Source organism: Pectobacterium odoriferum (genome assembly GCF_009931295.1).
Classification (GTDB): domain Bacteria; phylum Pseudomonadota; class Gammaproteobacteria; order Enterobacterales; family Enterobacteriaceae; genus Pectobacterium; species Pectobacterium odoriferum.
In genome coordinates, this window is the sequence record NZ_CP034938.1 from 3,185,268 (window position 1) to 3,209,006 (window position 23,739).

The 23,739-nt window shown below is 53.0% G+C and carries 21 protein-coding genes and 1 pseudogene; 14 read left to right on the plus strand and 8 right to left on the minus strand.

Annotated features, from left to right (window positions below):
* Nucleotides 1-9 precede the first annotated feature (9 nt).
* A complete protein-coding gene (locus EO763_RS14310; protein WP_052439692.1) occupies nucleotides 10-825 on the minus strand; it encodes a MipA/OmpV family protein in 816 nt (271 codons plus the stop codon).
* A 182-nt stretch (nucleotides 826-1,007) separates the two neighbouring features.
* Between EO763_RS14310 and EO763_RS14315 the strand changes: the two genes are divergently transcribed.
* The 3 genes from EO763_RS14315 to EO763_RS14325 all read left to right on the plus strand — a co-directional run bounded on the left by EO763_RS14315 (nucleotide 1,008) and on the right by EO763_RS14325 (nucleotide 4,078).
* On the plus strand, nucleotides 1,008-1,697 hold the full coding sequence (locus EO763_RS14315) for a response regulator (protein WP_039545200.1): 690 nt from the start codon (nucleotides 1,008-1,010) through the stop codon (nucleotides 1,695-1,697).
* A 5-nt stretch (nucleotides 1,698-1,702) separates the two neighbouring features.
* Nucleotides 1,703-2,926 (plus strand): sensor histidine kinase, encoded by a 1,224-nt coding sequence (locus EO763_RS14320; RefSeq protein ID WP_161530405.1) that lies wholly within the window; start codon nucleotides 1,703-1,705, stop codon nucleotides 2,924-2,926.
* 318 nt (nucleotides 2,927-3,244) lie between these two features.
* Nucleotides 3,245-4,078: a transporter substrate-binding domain-containing protein gene (locus tag EO763_RS14325; protein ID WP_161529357.1), complete on the plus strand. Its 834-nt coding sequence runs from the start codon at nucleotides 3,245-3,247 to the stop codon at nucleotides 4,076-4,078.
* Between the two features lie 34 nt (nucleotides 4,079-4,112).
* Here EO763_RS14325 and EO763_RS14330 read toward each other — a convergent pair whose 3' ends face one another.
* Entirely contained in the window at nucleotides 4,113-5,522 is a 1,410-nt protein-coding gene (locus EO763_RS14330) for an MmgE/PrpD family protein (RefSeq protein WP_161529358.1), read from the minus strand.
* A 414-nt stretch (nucleotides 5,523-5,936) separates the two neighbouring features.
* Between EO763_RS14330 and EO763_RS14335 the strand changes: the two genes are divergently transcribed.
* The 6 genes from EO763_RS14335 to EO763_RS14360 all read left to right on the plus strand — a co-directional run bounded on the left by EO763_RS14335 (nucleotide 5,937) and on the right by EO763_RS14360 (nucleotide 12,439).
* Complete coding sequence (locus tag EO763_RS14335; protein WP_103157943.1) at nucleotides 5,937-6,614, plus strand: amino acid ABC transporter permease; 678 nt, start codon at nucleotides 5,937-5,939, stop codon at nucleotides 6,612-6,614.
* A gap of 8 nt (nucleotides 6,615-6,622) precedes the next feature.
* Nucleotides 6,623-7,288, plus strand: a complete 666-nt coding sequence (locus EO763_RS14340) for an amino acid ABC transporter permease (protein ID WP_161529359.1) — start codon at nucleotides 6,623-6,625, stop codon at nucleotides 7,286-7,288.
* A gap of 23 nt (nucleotides 7,289-7,311) precedes the next feature.
* On the plus strand, nucleotides 7,312-8,124 hold the full coding sequence (locus EO763_RS14345) for an amino acid ABC transporter ATP-binding protein (RefSeq protein ID WP_052235288.1): 813 nt from the start codon (nucleotides 7,312-7,314) through the stop codon (nucleotides 8,122-8,124).
* Nucleotides 8,125-8,152: 28 nt separating this feature from the next.
* On the plus strand, nucleotides 8,153-9,070 hold the full coding sequence (locus EO763_RS14350; RefSeq protein WP_161529360.1) for an aminotransferase class IV: 918 nt from the start codon (nucleotides 8,153-8,155) through the stop codon (nucleotides 9,068-9,070).
* 400 nt (nucleotides 9,071-9,470) lie between these two features.
* Nucleotides 9,471-11,285 (plus strand): toxin-antitoxin system YwqK family antitoxin, encoded by a 1,815-nt coding sequence (locus tag EO763_RS14355; protein WP_244321998.1) that lies wholly within the window; start codon nucleotides 9,471-9,473, stop codon nucleotides 11,283-11,285.
* A 42-nt stretch (nucleotides 11,286-11,327) separates the two neighbouring features.
* Nucleotides 11,328-12,439, plus strand: a protein-coding gene (locus EO763_RS14360) for an IS3 family transposase (RefSeq protein WP_161529361.1) whose coding sequence is annotated in 2 segments (ribosomal slippage) — nucleotides 11,328-11,589 and nucleotides 11,589-12,439 — 1,113 coding nt in all. Because the reading frame shifts where the segments join, the coding sequence is not laid out codon by codon here.
* A 727-nt stretch (nucleotides 12,440-13,166) separates the two neighbouring features.
* On the opposite strand, the gene EO763_RS14365 is transcribed toward EO763_RS14360, so the two are convergent.
* Nucleotides 13,167-14,291, minus strand: coding sequence for a hypothetical protein (locus EO763_RS14365; protein ID WP_161529362.1), 1,125 nt, complete (start codon nucleotides 14,289-14,291; stop codon nucleotides 13,167-13,169).
* 456 nt (nucleotides 14,292-14,747) lie between these two features.
* Between EO763_RS14365 and EO763_RS14370 the strand changes: the two genes are divergently transcribed.
* Entirely contained in the window at nucleotides 14,748-14,948 is a 201-nt protein-coding gene (locus tag EO763_RS14370; protein ID WP_161529363.1) for a hypothetical protein, read from the plus strand.
* Nucleotides 14,949-15,031: 83 nt separating this feature from the next.
* Here EO763_RS14370 and EO763_RS14375 read toward each other — a convergent pair whose 3' ends face one another.
* The gene (locus tag EO763_RS14375; RefSeq protein ID WP_208851959.1) at nucleotides 15,032-15,826 is read right to left on the minus strand and encodes an AraC family transcriptional regulator; all 795 of its coding nucleotides are present in this window, start codon (nucleotides 15,824-15,826) and stop codon (nucleotides 15,032-15,034) included.
* 90 nt (nucleotides 15,827-15,916) lie between these two features.
* On the opposite strand from EO763_RS14375, the gene EO763_RS14380 reads away from it, so the two are divergent.
* Nucleotides 15,917-16,642 (plus strand): type 1 glutamine amidotransferase, encoded by a 726-nt coding sequence (locus EO763_RS14380; protein ID WP_161529364.1) that lies wholly within the window; start codon nucleotides 15,917-15,919, stop codon nucleotides 16,640-16,642.
* Between the two features lie 122 nt (nucleotides 16,643-16,764).
* Here EO763_RS14380 and EO763_RS14385 read toward each other — a convergent pair whose 3' ends face one another.
* The 3 genes from EO763_RS14385 to EO763_RS14395 form a co-directional block, all read right to left on the minus strand.
* The gene (locus EO763_RS14385; protein ID WP_014915971.1) at nucleotides 16,765-17,241 is read right to left on the minus strand and encodes a nuclear transport factor 2 family protein; all 477 of its coding nucleotides are present in this window, start codon (nucleotides 17,239-17,241) and stop codon (nucleotides 16,765-16,767) included.
* Between the two features lie 184 nt (nucleotides 17,242-17,425).
* Nucleotides 17,426-17,995 (minus strand): TetR/AcrR family transcriptional regulator, encoded by a 570-nt coding sequence (locus EO763_RS14390; protein WP_161529365.1) that lies wholly within the window; start codon nucleotides 17,993-17,995, stop codon nucleotides 17,426-17,428.
* A gap of 437 nt (nucleotides 17,996-18,432) precedes the next feature.
* Nucleotides 18,433-19,521, minus strand: a complete 1,089-nt coding sequence (locus tag EO763_RS14395; protein WP_039506133.1) for an NADH:flavin oxidoreductase/NADH oxidase — start codon at nucleotides 19,519-19,521, stop codon at nucleotides 18,433-18,435.
* Nucleotides 19,522-19,606: 85 nt separating this feature from the next.
* On the opposite strand from EO763_RS14395, the gene EO763_RS14400 reads away from it, so the two are divergent.
* From EO763_RS14400 to EO763_RS14410, 3 genes are all read left to right on the plus strand, one after another.
* The gene (locus tag EO763_RS14400) at nucleotides 19,607-19,912 is read left to right on the plus strand and encodes an ArsR/SmtB family transcription factor (protein ID WP_029368079.1); all 306 of its coding nucleotides are present in this window, start codon (nucleotides 19,607-19,609) and stop codon (nucleotides 19,910-19,912) included.
* 161 nt (nucleotides 19,913-20,073) lie between these two features.
* Nucleotides 20,074-21,621: an FGGY-family carbohydrate kinase gene (locus tag EO763_RS14405; protein WP_161529366.1), complete on the plus strand. Its 1,548-nt coding sequence runs from the start codon at nucleotides 20,074-20,076 to the stop codon at nucleotides 21,619-21,621.
* Nucleotides 21,618-22,646, plus strand: a complete 1,029-nt coding sequence (locus EO763_RS14410; protein WP_161529367.1) for a 2-hydroxyacid dehydrogenase — start codon at nucleotides 21,618-21,620, stop codon at nucleotides 22,644-22,646. The genes EO763_RS14405 and EO763_RS14410 overlap by 4 nt, the downstream gene beginning before the upstream one ends.
* Nucleotides 22,647-22,802: 156 nt before the next feature.
* On the opposite strand, the pseudogene EO763_RS14415 reads toward EO763_RS14410, so the two are convergent.
* Nucleotides 22,803-23,726: pseudogene (locus EO763_RS14415) on the minus strand (carbohydrate kinase family protein); the annotation flags it as partial.
* Nucleotides 23,727-23,739 lie beyond the last annotated feature (13 nt).

Sequence of the window (23,739 nt, forward strand, 5' to 3'; positions counted from 1 at the left end):
CAAATGGCATCAGAACGAATACAGAACGGCCAACGTGGCGCCAGTATCATTGCGTCGCTCCACAACCTGACTGTCCGCCACCTTGTCGGTGAGCCAGGTTGACGTCACTGCCACGTTAGTTGACCACGCGGGGCTAAATTGATGCGTCCAGTTCGCCCCCAGCGCATAGCCATAGACGCCTTTGTCGGCACGATAGGCGGCCAAGCCAGAACGGCGGCTCTGCTGCGGCGTCACGCCGTAATAGGTTTGGTTAAAGCGGGCATCCCCTATCAGCATGTCCGCCGACAGCGCCAGCACGTCATCCTTTTCTGCCGATTGCCACACGGTGCTCTTTGCTCCGACGCGATACTGATTACCGCGCGCACGCTCACTCAGCGCAAATTCGCCACTCGCCTCCAGCGCCAGCCAGGGTGCAAACTGATATCCCGCCGTGACGGTGGTAATCACCGATCCTTTAATTTTCCCCATGCCTTTCAGGTGGTTCGAACCCGCACGCCAACTGCTTTTTTTGTCATCCCTTCCCATGTCATATCCCACCGCGTTATCGAAATAAAAACCGGAAGGAGACTGGTATTGCCAGCCGATGCCGTGCGAAGAATCCGCATAAAGTGCGCCACGCTGCACGGTCAGGGTAGGCATCAAACGGGTCTGACGGTCTTTGCTCCCCGAGTAACGTGGTGCATTCTGTCCAACAGCCCCCACGGTAACGTCCGTATGGTCGCCCCAAAATGACGCAGGTACATCTTCCGCCGCCTCAGCAAATGCCGCGCTGGACAGCGCGACGGTAGACAGACAAGTGGATAAAATCATTTTTGTTATGTTCACACAGCACCTCTTTTTATGCGGTAATCGTGCATCCGCCATCTTTCACCGGATTGTCAGCACACATTTTTCAGTACACTTTTTTAGTACAACAGTTATTGGCTTTTCAGCACCGTGGCGGATTATGCTGATGCATAGTCAAGAAACGCTGTGTGGTTTTTTAAGATTTCATCAAGAGGTTCGCGATGGCGGAAAAACGGGTATTGATTATTGAAGACGACATGGATGCAGCCAGCGTGCTCGAAGCCTATCTCCGGCGCGATGGCTATCAGGTGTCTATTGCGTCTGATGGACAACGAGGCCTGCACATGGCGCTGACCAACAAACCCGATTTGATTCTGCTGGATGTGATGCTGCCGAAGATGAACGGTTCCGAGGTGCTGTCCGCCCTGCGACAGCGCAGCAATATCCCGGTGATTATGGTCTCAGCCATCGGTGACGACCCGGAAAGAATTGGCGCACTGCGTTACGGCGCGGATGATTATGTCGTCAAGCCTTATAACCCGCAGGAGGTGATGGCGCGGGTGCAGGCCGTGTTGCGACGAACCGGTTACGCCATCCGGGAAGACGCTATCCTGACATTCGAAAATCTCTCGGTTGATCCGACCTCCGTGACGGCCAGTATTGCGGTATCGCCATCAGACTCCGTCGTTCTCGATCTGACGCCGACCGAATTCAATATTCTGGTGACGCTGCTCAAAGCGCCGAACCGCGCCTTCACCCGTGGAGAATTGCTCGAAGCCTGTCTGCCGGAAAGCGAGGCGCTGGAACGCGTGGTGGATACCCACGTTCACAACCTGAGAAAAAAACTCAATCAGTACAACATCATCAATGTGCTCGTCACCGTCCGCTCCGTCGGCTATCGATTCCGGTGAGTATGATGAAAAAATCGATTTTTCTGTCAGAAAACATGTCGCTGTGGCGCTGGCTGTGTTTTCGCATTATTTCTCTGCTGCTTGCTGCCGTGATCATCATTGCGGGTCTGATGTGGCTGCGCTTTGCCATCTACAGTATCTATATTGAACAGCACATGCCGGACGCAGTACGCACGGAATTTCAGCAATTCACTGCACAAAAAGATTACGGTAACCCCCGCTACCAAGAGATTGTCAATCAGTTCTATGGCCCAGAAGTCTTCGCCCCTAATATTGCCAGCAGCGACTGGCTGATACTGGCGATCATGGTTCTTATCGCCTTGCCCACCATGGTGGTTGTGATGCTGTGGCGAGCGCGCCCGCTATCACAGCAATTTTCCAATATCGCCAACGCCGCACGCGACGTCGCACAGGGAAAATTCGATACCCGCACGCAGCGCGTCGAGCAGGCACCGATGGAACTCATCACGCTAGCGGACGACTTTAATAACATGACGGCACAGTTGGAACGCTATGAGCGGGAACTGCGCGAATCCAGCGCGGCGTTAGCCCATGAACTGCGTACACCGTTAAATGCGGCGATGGGCCGCGTTCAGGGCATGATGGATGACGTCTTCCCGCAGGATAAATCACAGCTGGCAATGGTCATCAAACAGCTCGAACAGCTCAATCACGTGATTCAGGATCTGCATTTTCTGTCGCTCGCCAGAGCCGGACAACTGCCACTGGTGCACACGCCTTTCTACTTCGACGAGCTCGTGACGGAGCGGCTGACGTGGTATCGACCTCAGTTAGAACAAGCCGGATTTCAGACGCAGGTTGATATCGCACAGAACGACTTTTGCCTTGCCGACCGTGAACGGTTAGGACAGGTGTTCTCTATCCTGATCGAGAATGCCTTAAGCTACGCCAGCGATGGCCGCTATTTGGCGATTGAGGTGCGCGAAATAGCGGTACGAGAAAGCGCACCGTGCTGGCAGATTACCGTCACCGATCGCGGCCCGGGGATTGAGCCAGAATCGCTGCCCCTGCTGTTCGACCGCTTCTGGCGTGCCGAGCATTCGCGCGGAAGGCACTCCGGCGGCAGCGGGCTTGGACTCTCCATCGCGTCGGCCATTATCACCGCACATGGCGGCACGATTAAGGCTGAATCTCATGCGAAAAGTCATGCAGAACGAGGGGCGAACGGTGGATTGGTTATCATCATGACCCTGCCGCGTACGGCATGACAGAGCGGCGCACCGTCGGCAATTGCCAATAACGAAAAAGCATAGCGAAATTATTGCTATGCCCTGCCGCAGGGAAAAAACACGGTAAATCGTGGCAATACTCATCGGCTACATGGCGAGACAAACAGAACAACCTCAGACGCCACGCGCTACAGCGGGGGCTGACCGCATGCCAACGTGATTGTCCTCTCAATGAATCGTTATATTTATCTGGAATGAGATAAGGCGAAAAGAACTAATTTCGCTATAAGTATTTCGCTACTCTGCATGAGCGAAATATATCGCCTCGATTAAAACTCAACCATCAGGGTAATTATAATGAAACGTTCTCTTCACCAGGTATTCATGGCGATAACGCTGATTAGCGCCTCCTTCTTTAGCCAGGCCGCGGAAACGCAAACCTCAACCTGGCAACACATCAAACAGACCGGTGAGTTACGCATCGGCGTGGCACAGGGCGAGCCGTGGTACTTTAAAAATCCGTCGACCGGAGAATGGGACGGCATCGGCTATAACATCGGCAAAGAGCTGGCAAACGATCTGGGGGTAAAACTGGTGACGGTGGAAACCACGTGGGGCAATGCTATCGCTGCCTTACAAACCGGCCAGATCGATACCATGCTGGTGCTCGACCCGACGGAAGAGCGGAAAAAAGCGGTCGATTTTCCTGAGCAGCCTTTCTTTTGGTATGCGCAAGGCGTGCTGATTCGTGATGGTATCGCGGTGACCAACTGGGACGACCTCAATCGGGAAGAGGTTAAGATCGGCGTGACGCTGGGTTCCAGCCCGGATCTGATTCTGACCAAACGCCTGCCCAAAGCACAGTTGGTGCGCTTCCCGAATATGGATGAAGGCGTAGCGGCGTTTTATGCCGGCCGCGTCGATGCCCTGTCTTACTTCCATCCGGCGCTGGCACTGCAACAGGCTAAAGTCGGCAAAGGTAATTTGATTCTGCCGAAGCCGATTATCGAGGTCAGCACCAGCGGAGCCATCCGTAAAGAAACCGACCAGACCTTCCATAACTTCCTGAATGACGAATTTGCCAAGCTGTATAAATCCGGTAAAACACAGCACTACTATGAACAAGCCCTCAAATTGCGCGGCGTGGACGTCAGCAAAGTGCCATCGGTCATTAAAGAAGACTGGAAATAATTGGTATCAGATAACAGAACGGTCCTGAACGGATTCAGGACACCCCCATTAGCGGGGTCAGCAGCGTGGCGACATCCTGACAGTGCTCAAGGTCGGATAACGCCGCCGTTGCCTCCGCAACATGTGTTGGGGCAAGTCGGGACGATAGATTCTCAGCAAATTTCGCCATGATGCGGCTTTCCGCTAACGGATGTTCCGCACACCCCAGCGGAAACGCAATGCGCTCACCGTTCACCACCTTTCCCTGCGTAACAACATCAACCTGCAACACCGGACGACGTTCCTGCGCCATAAGCTGGTCAAGCTCGGGAGACACCTCAACGTGAACCTTATCGGCCAGCGCCTGAAGCACTGGGTTGGCTAAGGTCTCATCGGCACTCCAGCGATGGCGCGGAATACGGTAGGCAAGACACGCCAGCGCAAACGGCAGGCTGAACTGTGCATCCGTTTCATTTTGCGGTCGCGTGTCCATAAAATCAGCGGCCAGCCTCTGGCTCCCTTTTACCCGAATAACGTCGATGTCCTGCGGCAATAACGCCAATTCGTGCTGTAGGCGCTCGAAGGATTCCAGCGCGGTATGTATCCAGCGACAGGCCGGATACGCTTTGAAACTGGCGTGCTGAAGCGCCCATTGTTCCCCCAGGCCGGTAATCAATGCCGCTTCATCAAAGCGGTCAGATCCCATCATGCGCCAGAATCCCTGATCGCCGGACAGCACATCTCTTGGGCCGATAATCCCGCCACGATGCAGCTCAACGGCACGGACGCCCGATTCTGCGGCAGGGGCGTTGTAATCCTTGAAAGACACCAGCGGCCGCTGCTGCCAGTTGTATTTGTGTAAGCTGGGCAACGGCGTCAACGACGCGGCCAGACCGATGGCGTTCTCTACTCCTTCGGCATCACATCCCGTCAGTAATCCGTAGGCCACCGCCGCACCTATGGATTCATGCTGGCATACGCCATAGACCTGCTGAAAACGCGCCTGAGTCGGCTGCTGAGACTGAATGATCCGGCCATTAATTTCATACGCCGCAGCCAGCGCACAGATCAGCGTTTCGCCGTCGATCGGGCGCGATCCGAGTGCAGCCAGCGCGGCAGCAACCAGTGTGGCACCGGGGTGCCCCATGCCGCGTCCAGCAACTTCATAACCGTCGTCATAATCCATCGCATTGATCGCCGCTGCATTCAAAAAGGCCGCGCCGATAGCGGCTAGCGGCGCTCCGCCATCCACTATTGGACTGTTACCCGCCGCATAGTGCAAACGGGTGACGCGCGCACAGTCCCGTACCACCTGACTATGTGCGCCTGCAATGCCGCAGCCGAGGCTGTCGATAAAATGCAGCACAATTTTTCGTCTTAATGCCGCAGGAATGTCCCGAATCGTCAACCGGTGGGCAAAGGTCGCCAGACGCAGCGTCAGAGGTAATACGGCAGAGTGAGTCATCGAAAAATCGTCATTTGTTATACATAAAAGGAATATTAGCACCACGTTTTATTATTTATTTATCATTTTTTCGACCTGCTAAGATGCATAGGTTCTAACAAAATAAGAAACGTATTTCCTAATTCACCCTAAATAATTCGAGTTTCAGGACAAAACGTTAGCGTTTTGAACAACGCAAGGCGTTGGCCCACAGGGCGAGGCTCATTTATGCGCCTCGTAACGCGGCAAGCGAGGGACAAATTCGTCGGGAACGAATTTGACCAGCCAACGGCTGGCCTTCGGTGAGAGACAGGACGTCTCTCATTTCATCCCGATGAGCTTACTCAAGTAAGTGATTCGGGTGACTGAACGTAGCCAACGCACATGCAACTTGAAGTATGACGGGTATACGCACTTTTCAGGGGTTCTTTATCTATGTCGTATCAGTGGGATTTTTCCGCCATCTGGCCCTATCACCAACTGCTGCTGGAAGGGCTATGGGGAACGATAAAGATCGGTGCTACCAGCATCCTGATCGGTATGATCGCTGGCATGGTGCTCGCTGCGATGAAAATGTCGCACCGACGGCTGTTGCGTCTTCCCGCCGCAATGTTGATTGGTTTTTATCGTAATACGCCCGCACTGGTGCATTTTTTCTGGATTTACTATGCCCTGCCCGTCATTACGCCGTTAACGTTTTCGCCTTTCACCGCCGCCGTGATCGCGCTGTCCGCACAGTCCGGTGCCTTCTATGCCGAAGTTTATCGTGGCGCGATCGCCTCTATTCACACGGGGCAATGGGAAGGTGCCAAAGCGCTGGGCATGTCGAAATCAACGGCGCTGCGTCGGGTTATTCTCCCACAGGCGTTACGCCGGATGATCCCGCCCTTTATTGAGCGTTCGTTTGAACTCATCAAATCCACGTCGCTAGCGTCATCGCTGGCCTATAGCGAACTGCTTTATCAGGCGATGCAGATCAACAGCCAAACCTACCGACCGCTGGAAGTCTACAGTCTGGTGGCGGTGATGTATTTCACCCTGCTGCTGCTGATTAGCCTGTTCAGTCAACATATTGAGAAACGGCTGTCACTGGCAGACCGTCGACTCGCATAAGGAGCAGCATGCATTATCAATGGGATTTCTCGCTGGTCTGGCACAACATTCCCGTGCTGTTGAAAGGCCTTGGCGTCACGCTCGAACTGTGGCTGCTGGCCGGCGTGCTGGGAACCGCACTGGGGCTGGTTCTCGGTCTGTTTCGCGTGTTTGGCAAGCGCTGGCTGTCATTGCCCGCCAGACTTTTTGTCGAAATCTTCCGTAATACGCCAGTGCTGATCCAACTGATCTGGTTCTATTACGCCTTTCCGGTTCTGGTTGGTTTGCAGTTCAGTACGTTCGGCGCCGCCGCACTGGCCCTGACGCTCTATAGCGCGGCGTACTGTACCGAAATTTTCCGTGCTGGGCTGCAATCCATCGACCACGGGCAATGGGAGGGAGCGAAAGCGCTGGGGATGCGTCATTCGGTCATTTTACGGCGTGTGGTTCTGCCTCAGGTACTGCGCAACATGCTGCCCGCCTTAACCAACCGGATGATCGAGCTGGCTAAAGTCACCTCGCTGGCCTCGATACTGGCCGTCAACGAACTGATGTACCAAGGGCGACTGCTGAGCAGCACCTATTATCGTCCGCTGGAAATTCTGACGGTGGTGGCGCTGCTCTATTTCGTTTTGATCTGGCCGGGGAGCTACCTTGCCGCACGACTTGAACGTCGTTTCCGTTCCACCCCCTAGCCTGACAGCGACACAGGATTGCTATGAGTGAAGATAAAGTTCTGCGTGAAGATATAGACTTGAATGAGGATGTCGTTCTGCGCATTCGCGGACTCCAGAAGCGCTTCGGTGCCGTTGAGGTATTGAAAGGTATCGATCTGGATGTGCGACGCGGTGAAAAAATTGCCATCATCGGCGGCAGCGGCTCGGGGAAAAGTACGCTGCTGCGCTGCCTGAATTTCATGGAGATCCCCAGCGCTGGCACCATCGAACTGGATGGTGTGGTTCTGGGGAAAACGGATGCCAAAGGCCAGCGTGATTACCCGGAAAAGCAACTTTGCGCCGTGCGGGAACGCGTAGGGATGGTGTTTCAGCAATTCAATCTGTTTCCCCACCTGACTGTGCTGGAGAATGTGCGTGAAGCACTGCTGTCGGTAAAGAAAATGCCACGCCATGACGCGGATACCATCGCCAAGGCACAGTTGGAAAAAGTCGGGCTGGGCAATAAGCAAGAGGCTCGCCCCGCCAGCCTGTCCGGCGGGCAACAGCAGCGTGTGGCGATTGCCCGTGCGCTGGCGATGTCGCCGGAGATTATGCTGTTCGATGAGCCGACCTCATCGCTGGACCCGGAACTGGTGGGCGAAGTGCTGCACACTATTCGGGCGCTCGCGGAGGAAGGTCGCACGCTGCTGCTGGTCACGCATGAACTGGGATTTGCCTATCACTTCGCCGACCGCGTCATCTTTATCGAGAATGGCGTGATCCATGAAATGGGCAGCGCCGAACAGGTGCTCAAAAATCCACAGCAGCCTCGCACACAAGCCTTTCTTGCTCGCTTTGCCGAGCGATCCTTTTAGCTCATCATTCACATTCAGGAACAGCACGATGCAACCCACATTATCCAGCCAGAGCAGCCAGGCTTATTTGCAAGATCCACGGAACAACGACGTACAGGTGTATGTAAATGGGGAATTTGTTCATCGCGACAACGCGGTGGTGTCGATTTTTGATTCCGGCTACGTGTGCGGCGACGGCGTATGGGAAGGCCTGCGTTTGGTTAACGGCCGCCTGATCGCGCTGGAGGCGCATCTCGATCGCCTGTTTGAGGGTGCCGCCACGATCCAGTTAGATATCGGCCATAGCCGGGAAGCGCTGACCGATATTCTCTACAAGACATTGGCCGTCAACGGCATGGCCGATGGCGCGCATATCCGCCTGATGATTACCCGTGGGAAAAAGCATACGCCGAATCAGGATCCCCGCTTCATCATCGGCGGCGCAACCATCGTGTGCGTGGCAGAGTATAAGGTGGTCGATACCGCAGCGAAAAAGCGCGGGCTGACGCTGTTTACCTCCACCTACCGCACCAGCACGCCAGACGTCTTCGATCTGCGGCTGAATTCGCACAGTCGACTCAATCTTATTCAGGCGCTGCTACAGGCGTTGCAGGCCGGTGCCGATGAGGCACTGATGCTGGACCCGCACGGTTTTGTCGCCAGTTGTAACTCCACCAACTTTTTTATCGTCCGCCGCGGTGAACTGTGGACGTCGTCGGGCCGCTACTGCTTCAACGGCATTACCCGCCAGACCCTTATCAACCTCGCGCAGGCCAACGGGCTCAAGGTCAAGGCTCAGGATTTTACGCTGGCAGAAGCCCTCACCGCCGATGAAGCCTTTGTCACCGGCACGCTGGCGGGCATCACCCCGGTAAAAGCGCTGGATGGCCGCCCGTTTAATCCCGAACACCGCCCAGTGACCGAACAGCTCAGCCGCTGGTATGAGGCGTATTTGCATGCGCAGTGATTGAGGTACATCGTCGTGAAACAAAGCATTTCCCAGAAGCCCCCAGAACCTCACGATACCTGTGTTCTGCCAGCTGAATACCTTTGACGTAAACGTGGGTGACCACCGCTGCGGTTTAATGCGCTAAGTTCAGCAACGAATTGATTCAACGAAATATTAACCGTTAGAAATATTTCATGTAACCTAAGCGCCACTTTTTCAAAAGAGCAGGTCAGGGAATGAAAGCCGTAAAGTTACTGTTTGGCATCCTACTACTGAATATGGTCATAGGGGTCAGCACGGCTATCGCCGCCCCGGACGACACCCCCCCCCTTTTTACGCGGGTAAAACGCTGGCGCATCCGATTATTTCGGGTGCACGCGACAGCAGCGCCCTTCTGGTTTTCATTCAGGAAAACCAGGTGGTCAAAGGCTATTATTGCTTCTGTAGCGAAGAGGATCACAGTGTCGATCACCTTCCCCACCTGCTCGGTACCTTCCCCGATTCCACCATTGAATCCGTGTTTTATGCCGACGTGGACCACGCTGGCCAAATCACGCTAGTGTTGAGTAAAAGCCACGGCAAGTTCGCCCTGCGCGGTTGGCGTTACATTGAAAACGGCAGCTATATTCCGGTGCTAAGTTTACAGTCGGTTCTGGACAAGCTGGTTCGCGAGAATAAGGATCTCAATTCAACGCTGGTGAAACGCGCCCTCGGCAAGCTTCCACCTTATGACTACAGCGCGCAGTACCCTAAGTTCGATAATCACGATTTCGATAACATCGACTTTACTCAGGGCAACGTTGTCGGCTGGTATCTTGACGATGGCACACCTTCTCATGCTGCGAAACAGCCAGCAGACAACGTCTACGCTTATAAAAAAACCTTTGCGGAAAAAGACGGTTTATTTCTCACCGTAACTTTCCGTCGCGTGGAAGACAGCGCAACACCCGGATTTCGCGCGACAGCCATCAGTTGGCAAGCTGACCCAACTAAATTCAGCGGCAGCGAGAATGGGCCTTATGTCTATTACTCGACGCAATATGGTTTAGTAAAAGGGTTTTTCCTACATGGCGTTCCTGACGGAAAATGGACCACCGTCGGCGAGAACTTCGGCAGTTCAGGTAGCTATATAGCGGGACAACAGCAAGGCCAGTGGACCATCAGCGATGGGCAAGAAACGGCAACGGGGTTGATGAAAGACGATGAACGTGAAGGCCGCTGGGAGATCACCGACGGCATGGATGGCAATACACCAGAGTTGGGTGGCTTCGATACTTACCTCAATGGCCAGCGTCATGGCCCAAGCGAGCGCCGTCTGGCGGGTGTGCTGCGCTCGAAAGGCGATTATGTTGATGACCAACCTGAAGGCATGTGGATCACCGAAAACGGCGAGGGCCCGTTTGTGAAAGGCGTGGCTAATGGTATGTGGAAACTAAAGACGGCTGACGGCGAGAGCCAGCAGGTCGAACTGATCGCTGGCGTAAAGCAGGGAGAACTGCGCTGGAGTGATGAGAAAGGCCGTCTGACACAAATCATTCATTATAAAGATAATCTTCCCCACGGTTTGTACCAAAAGTTCAACGCTGCCGGAAAAATGGTTTATCAGGCTGACTATGTCATGGGCAAACTGGAGGGCCGTGAAATCGAATATTATGACAATGGCACCACTGTACGCGCCGATCGCGGCTACCGCAATGGCGAACTCGACGGCCCGAATATCTATAATTTCCCCGACGGCAAACCGAAGTCCATATCAACCCTTGACCACGGTTATGAAGTCGGACTGATGCAGGAATTTACCGCCACTGGCGTCAAAATTACCGAGCGCAATTACTGCCCTCTGTCGATGAGCGGTCGCGGCTACTGCGGTAAACAGCAAACCTTCAACCCTGACGGCACGCCCCTCACCGAAGCCGATTATCTGTTCAACCGCCAACAAACCAATAATACCTGGTATGCGAACGGTCAGCGTCAGGATGAAACGCGTATCGGCACCGATGACAGCTACACCCAAATCAGCTATTACCCTAACGGCCAGATGCAATGTCTTAGTCGCGCGCAGGGTTTCAAACCGCTGGTGGTCGATGGCAAAGAGTACAAAGATTATCAGGGCGCGCTGCGTCAGGGCGAAAGCGCCTGTTATTACCCCGATGGCAAAGTCAAAAGCAGCGGAGTCTGGAAAGACGGCAGGCTGATTGTAAGTATCCCGCTTAACCGAACCATTCACTTTTAGAGATCTTCCGACATACTGATTATGTTCCCGGAGGAGATCACCATGCGCAAAGCCCGATTTACCGAACACCAGATCATCGCCGTTCTGAAGTCCGTTGAAGCCGGACGCACCGTTAAGGACGTCTGCCGCGAAGCGGCAATATCTGAAGCCAGCTACTACAACTGGAAAGCAAAGTACGGCGGAATGGAAGCCTCTGATATCCGGAAAATAAAAGATCTTGAGGACGAGAATCGTCGCCTCAAGCAAATGTTTGCCGATATCAGTCTGGAATGCCGGGCCCTGAAAGACGTTATCGAAAAAAAGCTTTAAAACCAGCGATAAAGCGTGAGCTCGTCAGCTATCTGACAGCACAATTTGCCATGAGCTTACGCCAGGCGTGCAGGACATTATCGTTGAGCAGGACGGTGTACTTTTATCAGCCCGATACCCGGCGTGACGAACCGGTGATCCTGGCGCTTACAGACGTGGCTGAACGTTATCCCCGGTACGGCTTTAAGAAGCTGTTTCAGGTATTACGCAGACAGGGCAATGCCTGGAATCATAAACGTGTTCATCGAATTTACTGCCTGCTTAAACTGAATTTTCGTCGCAAGGGAAAACAACGTCTGCCGGTGCGTAATCCTGCGCCACTGGCCACGCCGGAGGCGCTCAATCAGAGCTGGTCCATCGATTTTATGCATGATGCGCTGGTCTGCGGCAGACGTTTCCGGACCTTCAACGTGGTGGATGATTTTAACCGCGAAGCACTGGCGATAGAAATTGACCTGAATATCCCGGCTCAGCGGGTGGTCAGGGTCCTGAACAGGATCGTGGCAAACCGGGGTTATCCGCTGAAGATGCGGATGGATAACGGGCCAGAACTGGTATCGCTGACGCTGGCACAATGGGCGGAAGAACACGGGGTGATGCTGGACTTTATCAGGCCGGGTAAACCGACGCAGAATGCCTTTATCGAGCGATTCAACCGGACGTACCGGACAGAAATCCTGGATTTTTATCTGTTCAGGACCCTGAATGAAGCGAGGGAAATCACCGAGCGCTGGCTGGCTGAATATAACAGTGAGCGGCCTCATGAATCCCTGAATAACCTGACGCCGGAAGAGTACAGGCTGATGGCAGAAAAACCGGAAATCTCAAAAAGTGCGTGGAACTAAAACGGGTGTGCTTACATGACCACTGGCTGTGAAACCCGTTTCGATGAGAACGGAAAACAGACCGCCCCCGGCCCTAAAGGCTGCGTGATTCCGAAATGGGAGTATGAACGCTGATATCCCACACAGGAGAAACGCTCAGGAATCGATGATTCTGCGCGGGTGATTCATATCCTTTCGAAAGTGGCATCGCATTGAGTGAGGTTATATGGAGGCAGCTACTTTCCATTACTCACTCAATGGGATAACGATAAGCCCCGCCGTCTGCTCGGGGAAATTGAGTCGCTGGGGGTTTATAGGCCGCTCAGCGGTATTATTCAGCGACGCCTCAGGTTTAAGATCTCGTCGGGAGTTGTCTGCTTTGGGCGAGGTGCGGACATAACGTTCAATAACCAGCGGAGTCGTAGGCACGAAGTTAATTGAGTTGTTATATCTTGCTTCATCCTATCACCATAAAGTGTAACAAAACCTCTAGCACCGTGACCAATCTTGGTGGTCATAGATATATTTATAATGTGAGGTTTAGTATTTTCCGACTTTAGCTTTGATGGATACACTAAAACATAGCATAAAGCATTTTTCTTAACCGCTGCCTGTTTTTTTGAAAATTCATCTGGTAGGTAGGAACTCTATCCATTGCATTATATCTTCGATTTTCGACGAGCCATGATGGTTGAATGAAACCACACCACGAAGTGGCGTCGGCTTGAATAAATTGCTAGATATGCTCTTACTTAGATTTCCGTTGACAATAGAGCATGGCTTCGATGCTAGTCCAATTGATTCGCTGAAGGAACTCTTCGAAGTCCCATTCAGAGCGTACGCGCACCCTGAAAGAGTCGATCCATTGGTAATCAGCCCATCCTTTTGACGAGAGAAGGGCTAAAGGTTTAATACGCCCCCTGAGCTCAACAATCAGATGTCTAGTCTCGATTTCATGGCCCGGTATCTTGAGATAGGCCTCTTCGAAAAGGGGAGGCGTATTTACAGATGTCCCGGGATAACCGACTTTAATTTCGACGATCAACCTTTTTGTTTCTAGGCGCACAGTCTTTGTTTCAGGAATTGTGACCGTGCTGTTCTTCGGTAGAACTAGATCAAAACGGTTGTAAATAGCACCATCAGAGGACCAGAGGCTGTGTACTTCACCTCTTGGGCGTTTATCAGGATCAGGGAAGGCCTCAATGAATACATCACGTTGCTCAATCGGAGTTGTCAGTAGGTTTAGAACGCGATTTGCGTGCAATAGTTCGGGGATGTCTTTTCTCTGTAGTTCTTCAATCGCCCCACTGTCTGTATGATCAAAGTAATCCCTCAGATGGGTGGATAGAGACTCTAAAAGACAAAACTGTGCCGTTTCTTCGAGGAGTTCGACCGATCGGGGTTTTTGGGGTAGTTCCGAGTCTTCTACATTCACGCGCAAGATCGCAATATACTGCTTCTCGCGCTCTCCTTCTGTGGGCGCTGCTGGTTCGCGAGGTTTTGAGAGTGGGTCATTTGCCCAGTTCGAGAAAATAGATTTGTTTTCTGCCTCTATGGCTCTGATCGTTCGAGCCATGTCTTGAGCAAAGTCATAACCCTTTACAGAAACCAATGAGTTCTTCGTGGGTCGAAAGAAGACAACTGCCGAAACTTCTTCGTCAAATGAGAGCTTCTTGACGAGCCTGTTTATAAAAGCTCCGAGGCATACAATAGAGGCAAACGCGAATATCCAAACTGTCCAGAATGCCAGCTTGGCCGCGACAAGGTTTGTAAGAAGCCCAAGGGATATAGTTAAAACTACGGCAACCAAAACTAGTTGAATTAGTTCCTTCTTTTCATCAATGATTTGATTGATAGTGTTCTTATGTTGCATCAAGTCCCCCTGAGCTTTATTGTATGCCTAACATTTTATTATTGTGCATGTTCGTTTTCTCATTTTCGATAGAGGAAACGGTTTTTAGCATACTATTGTAAAATAAAAAATTCTCATAATTTCACTTTCACATTGTGGGGAAACGAGCATTCGTTATATTTCTGGCCCCACTGCAGTAAGGACCTAATTTATAGCATGTAAACAAAATCAGCAATTTGCTTATGTGCAATCTTAATAGGATATCTGACCTGAAATTCCTGATATTTTAAATAACACTGTATATAAAAACATTAAATATCACTTTCACTTAAGGCAATAAGTAACATTAAAGTCAGAGCCGACTGTCCGCATCTGACACGAAACTGCCTTCTCCCACATGAGGCAGTTATGAGCCAGGAACAGACCTTACAGTGGTATGTTAGACAACATGAGACATATTTAATCTGAAACCTCAAAATGAAGTCACTTCCAGTGAAAATCGACCATTGCCTGGCCTGTGGCCAGCCAATGAGCAAAGAGCCAGAAACGCTAAATCTTGATTGTGGCGGCGATTGTTTAAGTTGTATGGCCTGGCATGGCGATCCAGACGCAATTGAAGTTGTTGAAAAACTTACTGGCGAGAAAGTTAACGTCCGAAAAAGTTCATATCGTTCCTGAAAGGGTTAAGAGCCACTCTGAGCAAAGGCGAACATTTGTGCTCCAGTGAGTAAATTTATTAAGCAGAAACCGTCAAAGCCAGATTAGAACTCGCTTGGGGTTGTACCCATCACTGAACGAAATGCAGCAGAAAACGCGGCAGGACAGGAAAAGCCGAGTTGATAAGCGATCTGTTTAACGGATACACCATTAGATAGAAGGTCTAATGATGTATATATTCTGGCTCTCTGTTTCCACATTCTGAAGCTGAAACCTGTGTCACGTAAAAAATGACGGGAGAAAGTACGTTCCGACATAGTAGCAATATCCGCCATGTCAATTAAGGTCGCCTCCCACCGATGGCTGAACATCAGCTCTCTTGCTGCACGAAATAAACGTTCATCACGCGGCATAGGGAGTTCCGCAGTCACAGATGGCGCTTCACTAAGAATTTCCAGTAGCAAAAGCGCCATTTTTCGCTTAGCCGCACCGTTGTATTCATCAATAAACAGACCCGCTATTAACGCTTTCAACAGCGCTGTCGCGTTAATGACATGAACCTGGCTGTTCTTCGTAAAATTTGAGCACTCCGCAATAAGGCTGCTGCTGACGTAGATAGCACGTAATTCTGTATGGGACAGAAGGCTGTAAGAGTGAGTCATAAACGGTGGGATCCACAGCGCACGCTGAGGAGGGATAACCCATCGCCTGTCTGCGGTTTCCACAAGCATAACCCCCTTGGTGGCAAACAAGAGTTGCCCTTCAAGATGGTAATGCGGGGGATCGACCTCTCCACGTTGATAAGATATGGCAGTCCCTGACCAACCAATCGCCTCATCGTGTCTTGGCGCTTTATCTATGCAGACTGACATCTCAGATTTAATCCCTTTGTTTACCATGATTCCGCTAACGCTGCCCGGCTGATAATTTTGGGCGGGGTAACGCGTACTGAATTAAGGTTGTGACAAGCATTACAGGAGCATACGCCAATGCGAGTACATTTTATTGTGCATGAAAGTTTCGAAGCGCCCGGCGCTTATGAAACCTGGGCCACGAGTCGTGGTCATGAGATAACGTTTTCCCGTGTTTATGCGGGTGAAAAACTTCCACAAGATGTTCGGGACATCGACTTATTGATCGTGATGGGCGGTCCACAGGATCCTGCCTTCACCGTAGATCAATGCGCCCATTTCGATTCAAAAGCTGAGCAAGCGCTGATTGCCTCTGCAGTAAGTTTTGGTAAAGCCATCATTGGTGTCTGTCTGGGCTCTCAACTGATTGGCGAAGCGCTGGATGCCCCGTTTGCTCACAGTCCGGAAAAAGAGATAGGCGTGTTTCCGATTTTCCTGACGGATAAGGGCACCCAAAACGAGATGTTTTCTCACTTCGGAAGTCGGCTCAACGTAGGTCACTGGCATAACGATATGCCGGGCCTGACGCCTGAGGCTAAAATTATCGCCTACAGCGAAGGATGCCCACGCCAGATAATTGCTTATTCCGAACTGGTTTACGGCTTTCAATGCCATATGGAACTCACACCGGACGTCGTCGAATTATTAATTGCACACTCAGAGAAGGATTTAAGCCAGGCCGCAGCATATCGTTTCATCAATACCCCAGAAGAACTGCGGGCTCATGATTACAGTGAAATGAACAAGGTTTTATTCACGTTCCTCGACAAACTTGAATCATGCTACTGCCGGTCAAAAGTGTAGCGAAAATAACCTCATCCGAATGGCATCATGAGTACGATAAATTGATGTCGTCATTTTTAGGTTGAGAAAAAGCCCCCGGCTGAGGCAGTCGTCGGGGGCTTATCGGAAAAAAATTGAGAAAGTTAAAGGCCCAGTTCCGACAGACCTGGATGATCATCCGGACGGCGACCCAATGGCCAGTGGAACTTGCGTTCACTCTCTTTAATAGGCATGTCGTTTATACAGGCGAAGCGGCGATGCATCAGTCCATCGGCTTCAAATTCCCAGTTTTCATTGCCATAAGAGCGGAACCAGTTACCCGAGTCATCATGCCATTCATAGGCGTACCGAACGGCGATGCGATTGTCAGTAAACGCCCATAACTCTTTAATCAGACGATACTCAAGTTCTTTTTTCCACTTCCGCGTGAGGAAACCTTTGGCTTCTTCACGATTGGTTGCAAACTCGGCACGATTACGCCATTTGGTGTCCAGCGTGTAGGCCAGCGATACCTTTTCGGCATCTCGGCTGTTCCAGCCATCTTCAGCGAGTCGCACCTTCTCAATCGCCGTTTCGCGAGTAAAAGGAGGAAGTGGCGGGCGAATCTGTTTATCGGACATGGTAGAGCCTCCAGAAAATTTGGATATCCCCGTAATACTTCAAGCTGCATGTGCGTTGGCTGCGTTCACTCACCCGAATCACTTACCTGAGTAAGCTCATCGGGATTCACTCTCTTGCCGCCTTCCCGCAACTCGAATTATTTGGGGTATATATCAGTAGAACGGTTTTTTTGAAACTCAGGCCTTAGTGAGAGGCCTGTTTCAACAGCAGCTGCGCCACTTCTCTTGCGCTATCGGCCGCGCTGTAATCGCCCATCACGTGTGACATGGTGATAGCGCCCTCCATCAGAATCAGTAACTGTCTGGCTAGGGTTGACGGTTGCTCGATATGTAATTGCCCGGTGAGTTCAAGCGTGTAATCCAGCAATTTTTGTTTATGAAGCTTCGCGATCTGGCGCACGGGATCGGCAGGGTCACCGACTTCTCCAGCCGTGTTAATAAAGGCACAACCACGAAAGCCATCTGACTCAAACCAGCCTTTGAGTACAGTGAACATATTCAGGATGCGCTCCTGAGGGGTAGTGCCTTTATCACATTCAGTTCTGAACCAGTGCATCCAGCGGGCATCACGCGCATTCAACGCGGCGGCTGCCACGTCATCCTTGGTCGCGAAATAGCGATAAATACTTTTCCTTGCGACGCCAGAGGTCTTGACCAGAAGGTGCATGCCTGTGGCATGAATGCCGTTCTGATAGATAAGTTGCTCAGCGGTCGACAGGATTTTTTCTCGGGTATCGTTCGGCTTTTTGTTCATGAATTAATGGTAGAACGATCGTTCTACCCAGTCAAGCGTCAGCCTGAAAACATTTTTCAGAAAGTGACGCGTGCAATCCGTGTGGGAGAGCGAGCTCCCCTCCCCTAAATCAATAGACCGCGATATGAGAACGTCCACTTCTGGCAAAGCAGTCTGTCGGATTAGGAATGATTCAGAGAAACGAAGGTGTCAGCTCAGATCTAATACATCTGGTGCACACCCCTGACGGTCCGTAGGGCGGGTATGAACATCGAAGGAACCGCGTTAGCGGCATAATTCCCGCCAAAAGTCTGGGTTCTTAGGGCGCCGGCGATTGGGCGCCCTAAGTCGGGCGTGGCATCAATGCCACAGAGATATTCCGCGGCTTATCACGCACGAAACCCTACTGTTCTTTGTATTGGAATGCATCTAACTTTCACAAAGATATTTATCAGGGATTAATAACGTTCCAGCCAGTGGGCGTAAGGCGCTGGCAACGTCCACGAGGCGCGTTCGATGCCCAGTTCGCGTGCAGCCTGATAGCTCCAGTGCGGGTTCGCCAAATGCGCTTTGCCTACCATCACCAGATCCAACTGACCCGATGCGACAGCCTGTTCAGCCAGTTCCGGCGTGCCGAAGCCCCATGCGGAAGAGACAGGAAGATCGGCCTGCTCGCGTACCTGTTTAGCAATCGGCCCCATAAAGGCAGGTGCCCACGGCACATTCGCTGCCGGCGTAGAAAAACCAATGCTGACGCTCAGCATATCCAGCCCTGCGGCTTTAAAGCGGCGCGTCAGTTCAATGGATTCCTGCAAGGTTTCTTCATCACGACCGTCAAATTCAATCACGCCAAAACGGGCGGTCAGCGGCAGGTGTTGTGGCCACACGTCGCGAACGGCAGCCAGCGTTTCCAGCAGAAAACGGCTGCGGTTGTCAAAACTGCCGCCGTACTGATCGTTACGCTTGTTGGAATGAGCGGAGAAGAAGCTCTGTGCCAGATAGCCGTGAGCAAAATGCAGTTCCAGCCATTCAAACCCGGCTTCCAGCGCGCGGCGAGCCGCAGCGACAAAATCATCACGAACGCGGGCGATATCTTCCAGCGTCATTTCCTGCGGCTGTTTGGACAGGTTTGCGCCGAAAGCTTCTGCGGAAGGGGCAATGGTCTGCCAGCCGCGTGAGTCACCAGCAGGAATATGATCGTCGCCTTCCCAGGGAATATTGGCGCTGGCTTTGCGTCCAGCATGCGCAATCTGAATTCCCGGCACGGAGCCTGCATCCTTAATGGATTTAGCAACCTTGGCAAACGCCTGCGCCTGCTCATCGTTCCAGATACCCGTGCAGTGCGGTGTGATGCGACCTTCAGGTGCAACAGCCGTCGCTTCCACGATAACCAACCCGGCACCGCCGCGCGCCAGCGAGGCATAATGCACCTGATGCCACTCGTTGATCAGACCATCATTCGCGGAATAGGTACACATCGGTGGAACAGCGATGCGGTTGCGTAACGTAATGTCTTTCAGCTTAAAGGGTTGAAACAGTGCGGACATAATTTCCTACCTTGTCTGGTTACTTCGATATTTCGATATTATTCGAATAATAGATTTTAGACAACTCTGACGCTATAATTCGCCCATGAGACCTTTTAAGCACCCTACCCCCGATGAGTTTACCCTTGAGCGCGTCCTGTACGCCTTGAGCGATCCCCTGCGCATGGAAATCGTCCGCTGTCTGGCCGTGCAAGGAGAAGCCACATGCAGCGAGCTTGACGGCGGTCGCCCGAAATCCAGCGTGTCGCACCATTTTCGCGTCTTGCGTGACTCGGGCCTGCTGCATACCACCAACATCGGCACTACGCACATCAACCGACTGCGCCGCAGCGACATGCAACAGCGCTTTCCCGGCCTGCTCGACGCCATTCTGTCTCAACCCGCCGAGTAACTTTTCGCAGCAATGGCGGCCTTTCCGCCATTGCACCGCCTCCGTGATTCCAACCTCTCCGCTATTCCAGCATTGATGCTTTGCTTTGCATTTCTATGAATATAGCGACCGCCATTTTTCCATTACTCTGATGCTGATACAGGTTTTATGAGGCGGCGTGGATGGACTACTACATTGGCATTGATATCGGGACCTCAAAGGTCAAATCGGTACTATTCGATGCCGAGTTCAATGAACTACTGATTGCGTCAGCCAACACCGTCACCTACTCTCCGCTGCCCGGCTACGCTGAGCAAGATATGTCTCATGTGTGGGACGGTGTGCTCTCTACCCTGAAAACGCTGGCTGCTTCACCGCGGCTACAACAGGGTCGCGTGCGCGCCATCGGTCTGGCCGGACAAGGTGAAGGCGTCTGGTTGAGCGATCGCCACGGGCAACCCATTCGGCAGGCCATTCTCTGGAGCGATACCCGCACAGCGGAACAGGTTCATCAGCTTAAACAGCGCCCGAATCTGGAAGCGACGCTCTTTCCGGAAACCGGTTCTCCCCTGCTCCCTTGTAACAGCGCGCAGCAGTTACGCTGGCTGGCACAGCATCAACCGGATGCGCTAAACGAGGCCGATTACTTCTTTTTTGCCAAAGACTGGGTTCGTTTTCGACTGACGGGACAGGCGAGTCTGGAGCTGACGGATGCGGGGACGTCGTTACTGGATCTGCATAGCGAAACGCTGTCAAAAACCGTGCTGGATAAATTGGACTTACACGCGATTAGGTCGCTTTTCCCACCGTTACTTTATCCCGATGACATAGCCGGAACGCTGAGCGACGCCGTCGCCGCACAGACGGGGTTGCCCACGGGAATCCCCGTCTGTGCAGGCGCACTGGATGTATCTGCCGCGGCACTGGGTATCGGCGCTATTCACGACGGCGACATTTTCACCATTCTCGGCACCACCTGCTGCACCGGCATTGTGTGCCGTGGCTTAACGCAGGTGAGCCTGCAAACCCGGTTTGTCGCACACGCCTGGCCGGGCCACTATCTCAACCTGTTCGCCATGCAGTCCGGCACGCCGAATATCGACTGGGCGTTGAGCACATTGGCTGACGAGGCCGATTTTCAGACGATCAACGCGCGTATTTCTCGCGTGCCACCCGGCAGCGGCGGCGTCTTCTATCAGCCTTACCTTAATGGTGAACGCGCACCGTTTTACAGCACATCGGCACGGGCGGGATTTTTTGGTATCGAACAATCCACGACTAACGCGCATTTACTGCGCGCGGTCTTTGAGGGGCTCGCCTACGCGATTACCGATTCGCTCAGCGGCTACCCTGCTCACGGCGATCTCTACATCGCTGGTGGCGGAGCCGCTTCAGCGACTTGGCTGCAAATCATCGCGGACTGCACCGGACGGCGGGTGATCGCCAGTTCGGTCAAAGAGCTCAGCGCATGCGGTGCTGCGCGCCTTGCCGCCCTGTCCGTCGGAGAAAGCACCAACATCGTTCCCGCTGCCAACGCGCAGGCGTCGACGTTTCTCCCCGACGCCGACGCCCATAGGCAGTATCAGACACTGTTTCCGGTTTTTCGCCAACTGCGCGACCAGCTACAGCCGCTCTGGCAGGCACGGGCTCAGGCGCTTAGTGCGTTAGACCATCAGAGCACAGCACACTCGCACACGGTTCCTATCTCACAGGAAAGTATTGCTTCATGAAAATCGTATTTACCGCCGAATATGGCGGCAGCCTTGATGCCTTTCAGGCGCTAGGGGAGTTGGTAGTAGACGGCTGGGCTATCGGTCAGCCCAAACTGAGCGAAGCGGCGCTGATTCATCTGGCGGAGAACGCCGACGTTATCGTCACCAGCTATGACGATATTACCGCCCGCGTCATTGAGGCTTGCCCTCACCTGCGGCTCATCGCCTGTACCCGCGCCAACCCGGTAAACATCGATATTGAGGCCGCACGCCGCCGGGGAATTCCGGTCCTTTACACCCCCGGACGCAATGCCGATGCCGCAGCAGAATTAACGCTGGCGCTGATGCTGAATGCCACACGCCACATCCCTCAGGCCCATAGCGCGCTCAAACGCGGGGAGTTCACGCGCGAAACCCATACCGCAACACAGACGCAGGCCGGATTACGTCAGGATGTGGTGTGGGACGTAGACAAGCACAGCCCGTATGAAGTGTTCAAAGGCGGCGAACTGCGTAATAAGACGCTCGGCATCATCGGCTATGGCAGCATTGGTCATCGGGTCGGGAAACTGGCTCGCGCCTTCGGTATGCAACTGCTGATTGCAGATCCGTACGTTGCCGCCGAAGAGATCGACGAACCGGGCATTCGTAAAACCACGCTGGACGAGCTGTTTTCGCAGTCCGATTTCGTCAGCCTGCACCTGAACAGCACGCCGCAGACCAAAGGGCTCGTCAACCTCGACAGGCTCAGAACCATGCGTCCCAACGCCTATCTGATCAACACCTCGCGTGCCGCCGTCGTTGTCGAAGCCGATCTGATCACGGCGCTACGCGAAAAGTGGCTGGCAGGTGCCGCACTTGACGTTTATGACAGCGAGCCGCTCTGGCGTCATCACCCGTTTATTACCGAATTTGATAACGTGGTACTCACACCGCACATTGCTGGCGCAACACGCGAAACTCTGGTGAAACACACCGCGATGATCGCCGCCGACCTACAGCGGTTCATTCGCGGCGAACCGCTGCTTTACGAATGGAAATAGACTCAACACTGATCTTTACTCTAAATAATTCGAGTTGCAGGAAGGCGGCAAGAGAAGGAGTCCCGATGAGCTTACTCAAGTAAGTGATTCGGGTGACTGAATGCAGCCAACGCACATGCAGCTTGAAGTATGACGAGTATAATAGGTAGGCGCTTCTGCCATAAACCGCAGCGTCTGTTCCCAGTCAATCACGCCCGCATCGGAGCCCAGCCCGGTAGCCACCAGCCCTGACACCGCCGAACCGAGCTGGCAGGCCTGTTCCAGATCCCAGCCTTTCGCCAGACCAGCAATAAAGCCGCCGCAGTAGCTGTCGCCGCAGCCCGTGGTATCCGATACCGTCACGCGATAGGCGGGAATGCGCAGCGTGACATCCTCGCTGAACACGTAAGATCCTGCCGCGCCCGCTTTGAAAATACAGGTGCCAACACCGCGATCGAGAAAGAAAGCCGCAATCTCTGTCGGCTTAGTCAGGCCGGAGATAAACGCAGCCTCTTCCAGCGACGGCATAAAGTAGTCTACATCCGGCAGCAGCGGTGTCAGCAGCGACAGCGTCTCTGCATTCGGTGCAATCAGGTCGAAACTGGTCGTCAACCCTTTGGATTTGGCGTGGCGAAGCAGACGCGCGCTCTGCCCCTGATCCATTTTCGCCAGCAGCCCTGTACCGCCGTGGTGTAAGAAACGCGCATTGCACACGGCGTCAAAATCCTGATCGTCGATGAACAGGTGATCTGACGCCCCGCGATAGTGTAGCGCCGGACGCTCGCCGTCTGGGCGAATGGTCAGAATCGTCGCCGAGGTCGACGCCGCCGTCGTTCGCTGTACGAGCGAACAGTCGATGCCTAGCTTGCGATAGGCCGCCAAAATAAAATCGGCTTTTTCATCCTCACCGAGGCAGGCCGCCGTCGCCGTGCGGATACCTAGTTTGGCGGCGTTCATCGCCGCACCGCTGGCCGTTCCGGCGGGATTAAGGCGGATCTCGTCAATAAAGTGGACGCCGCCGCCTTCAGGCAAACCGGTCACTGGCCGACCGGCGACATCCAGAATGGTTAACCCAACAAAAACTGCATCAAATTGACTCACGCTGACTCCTTCA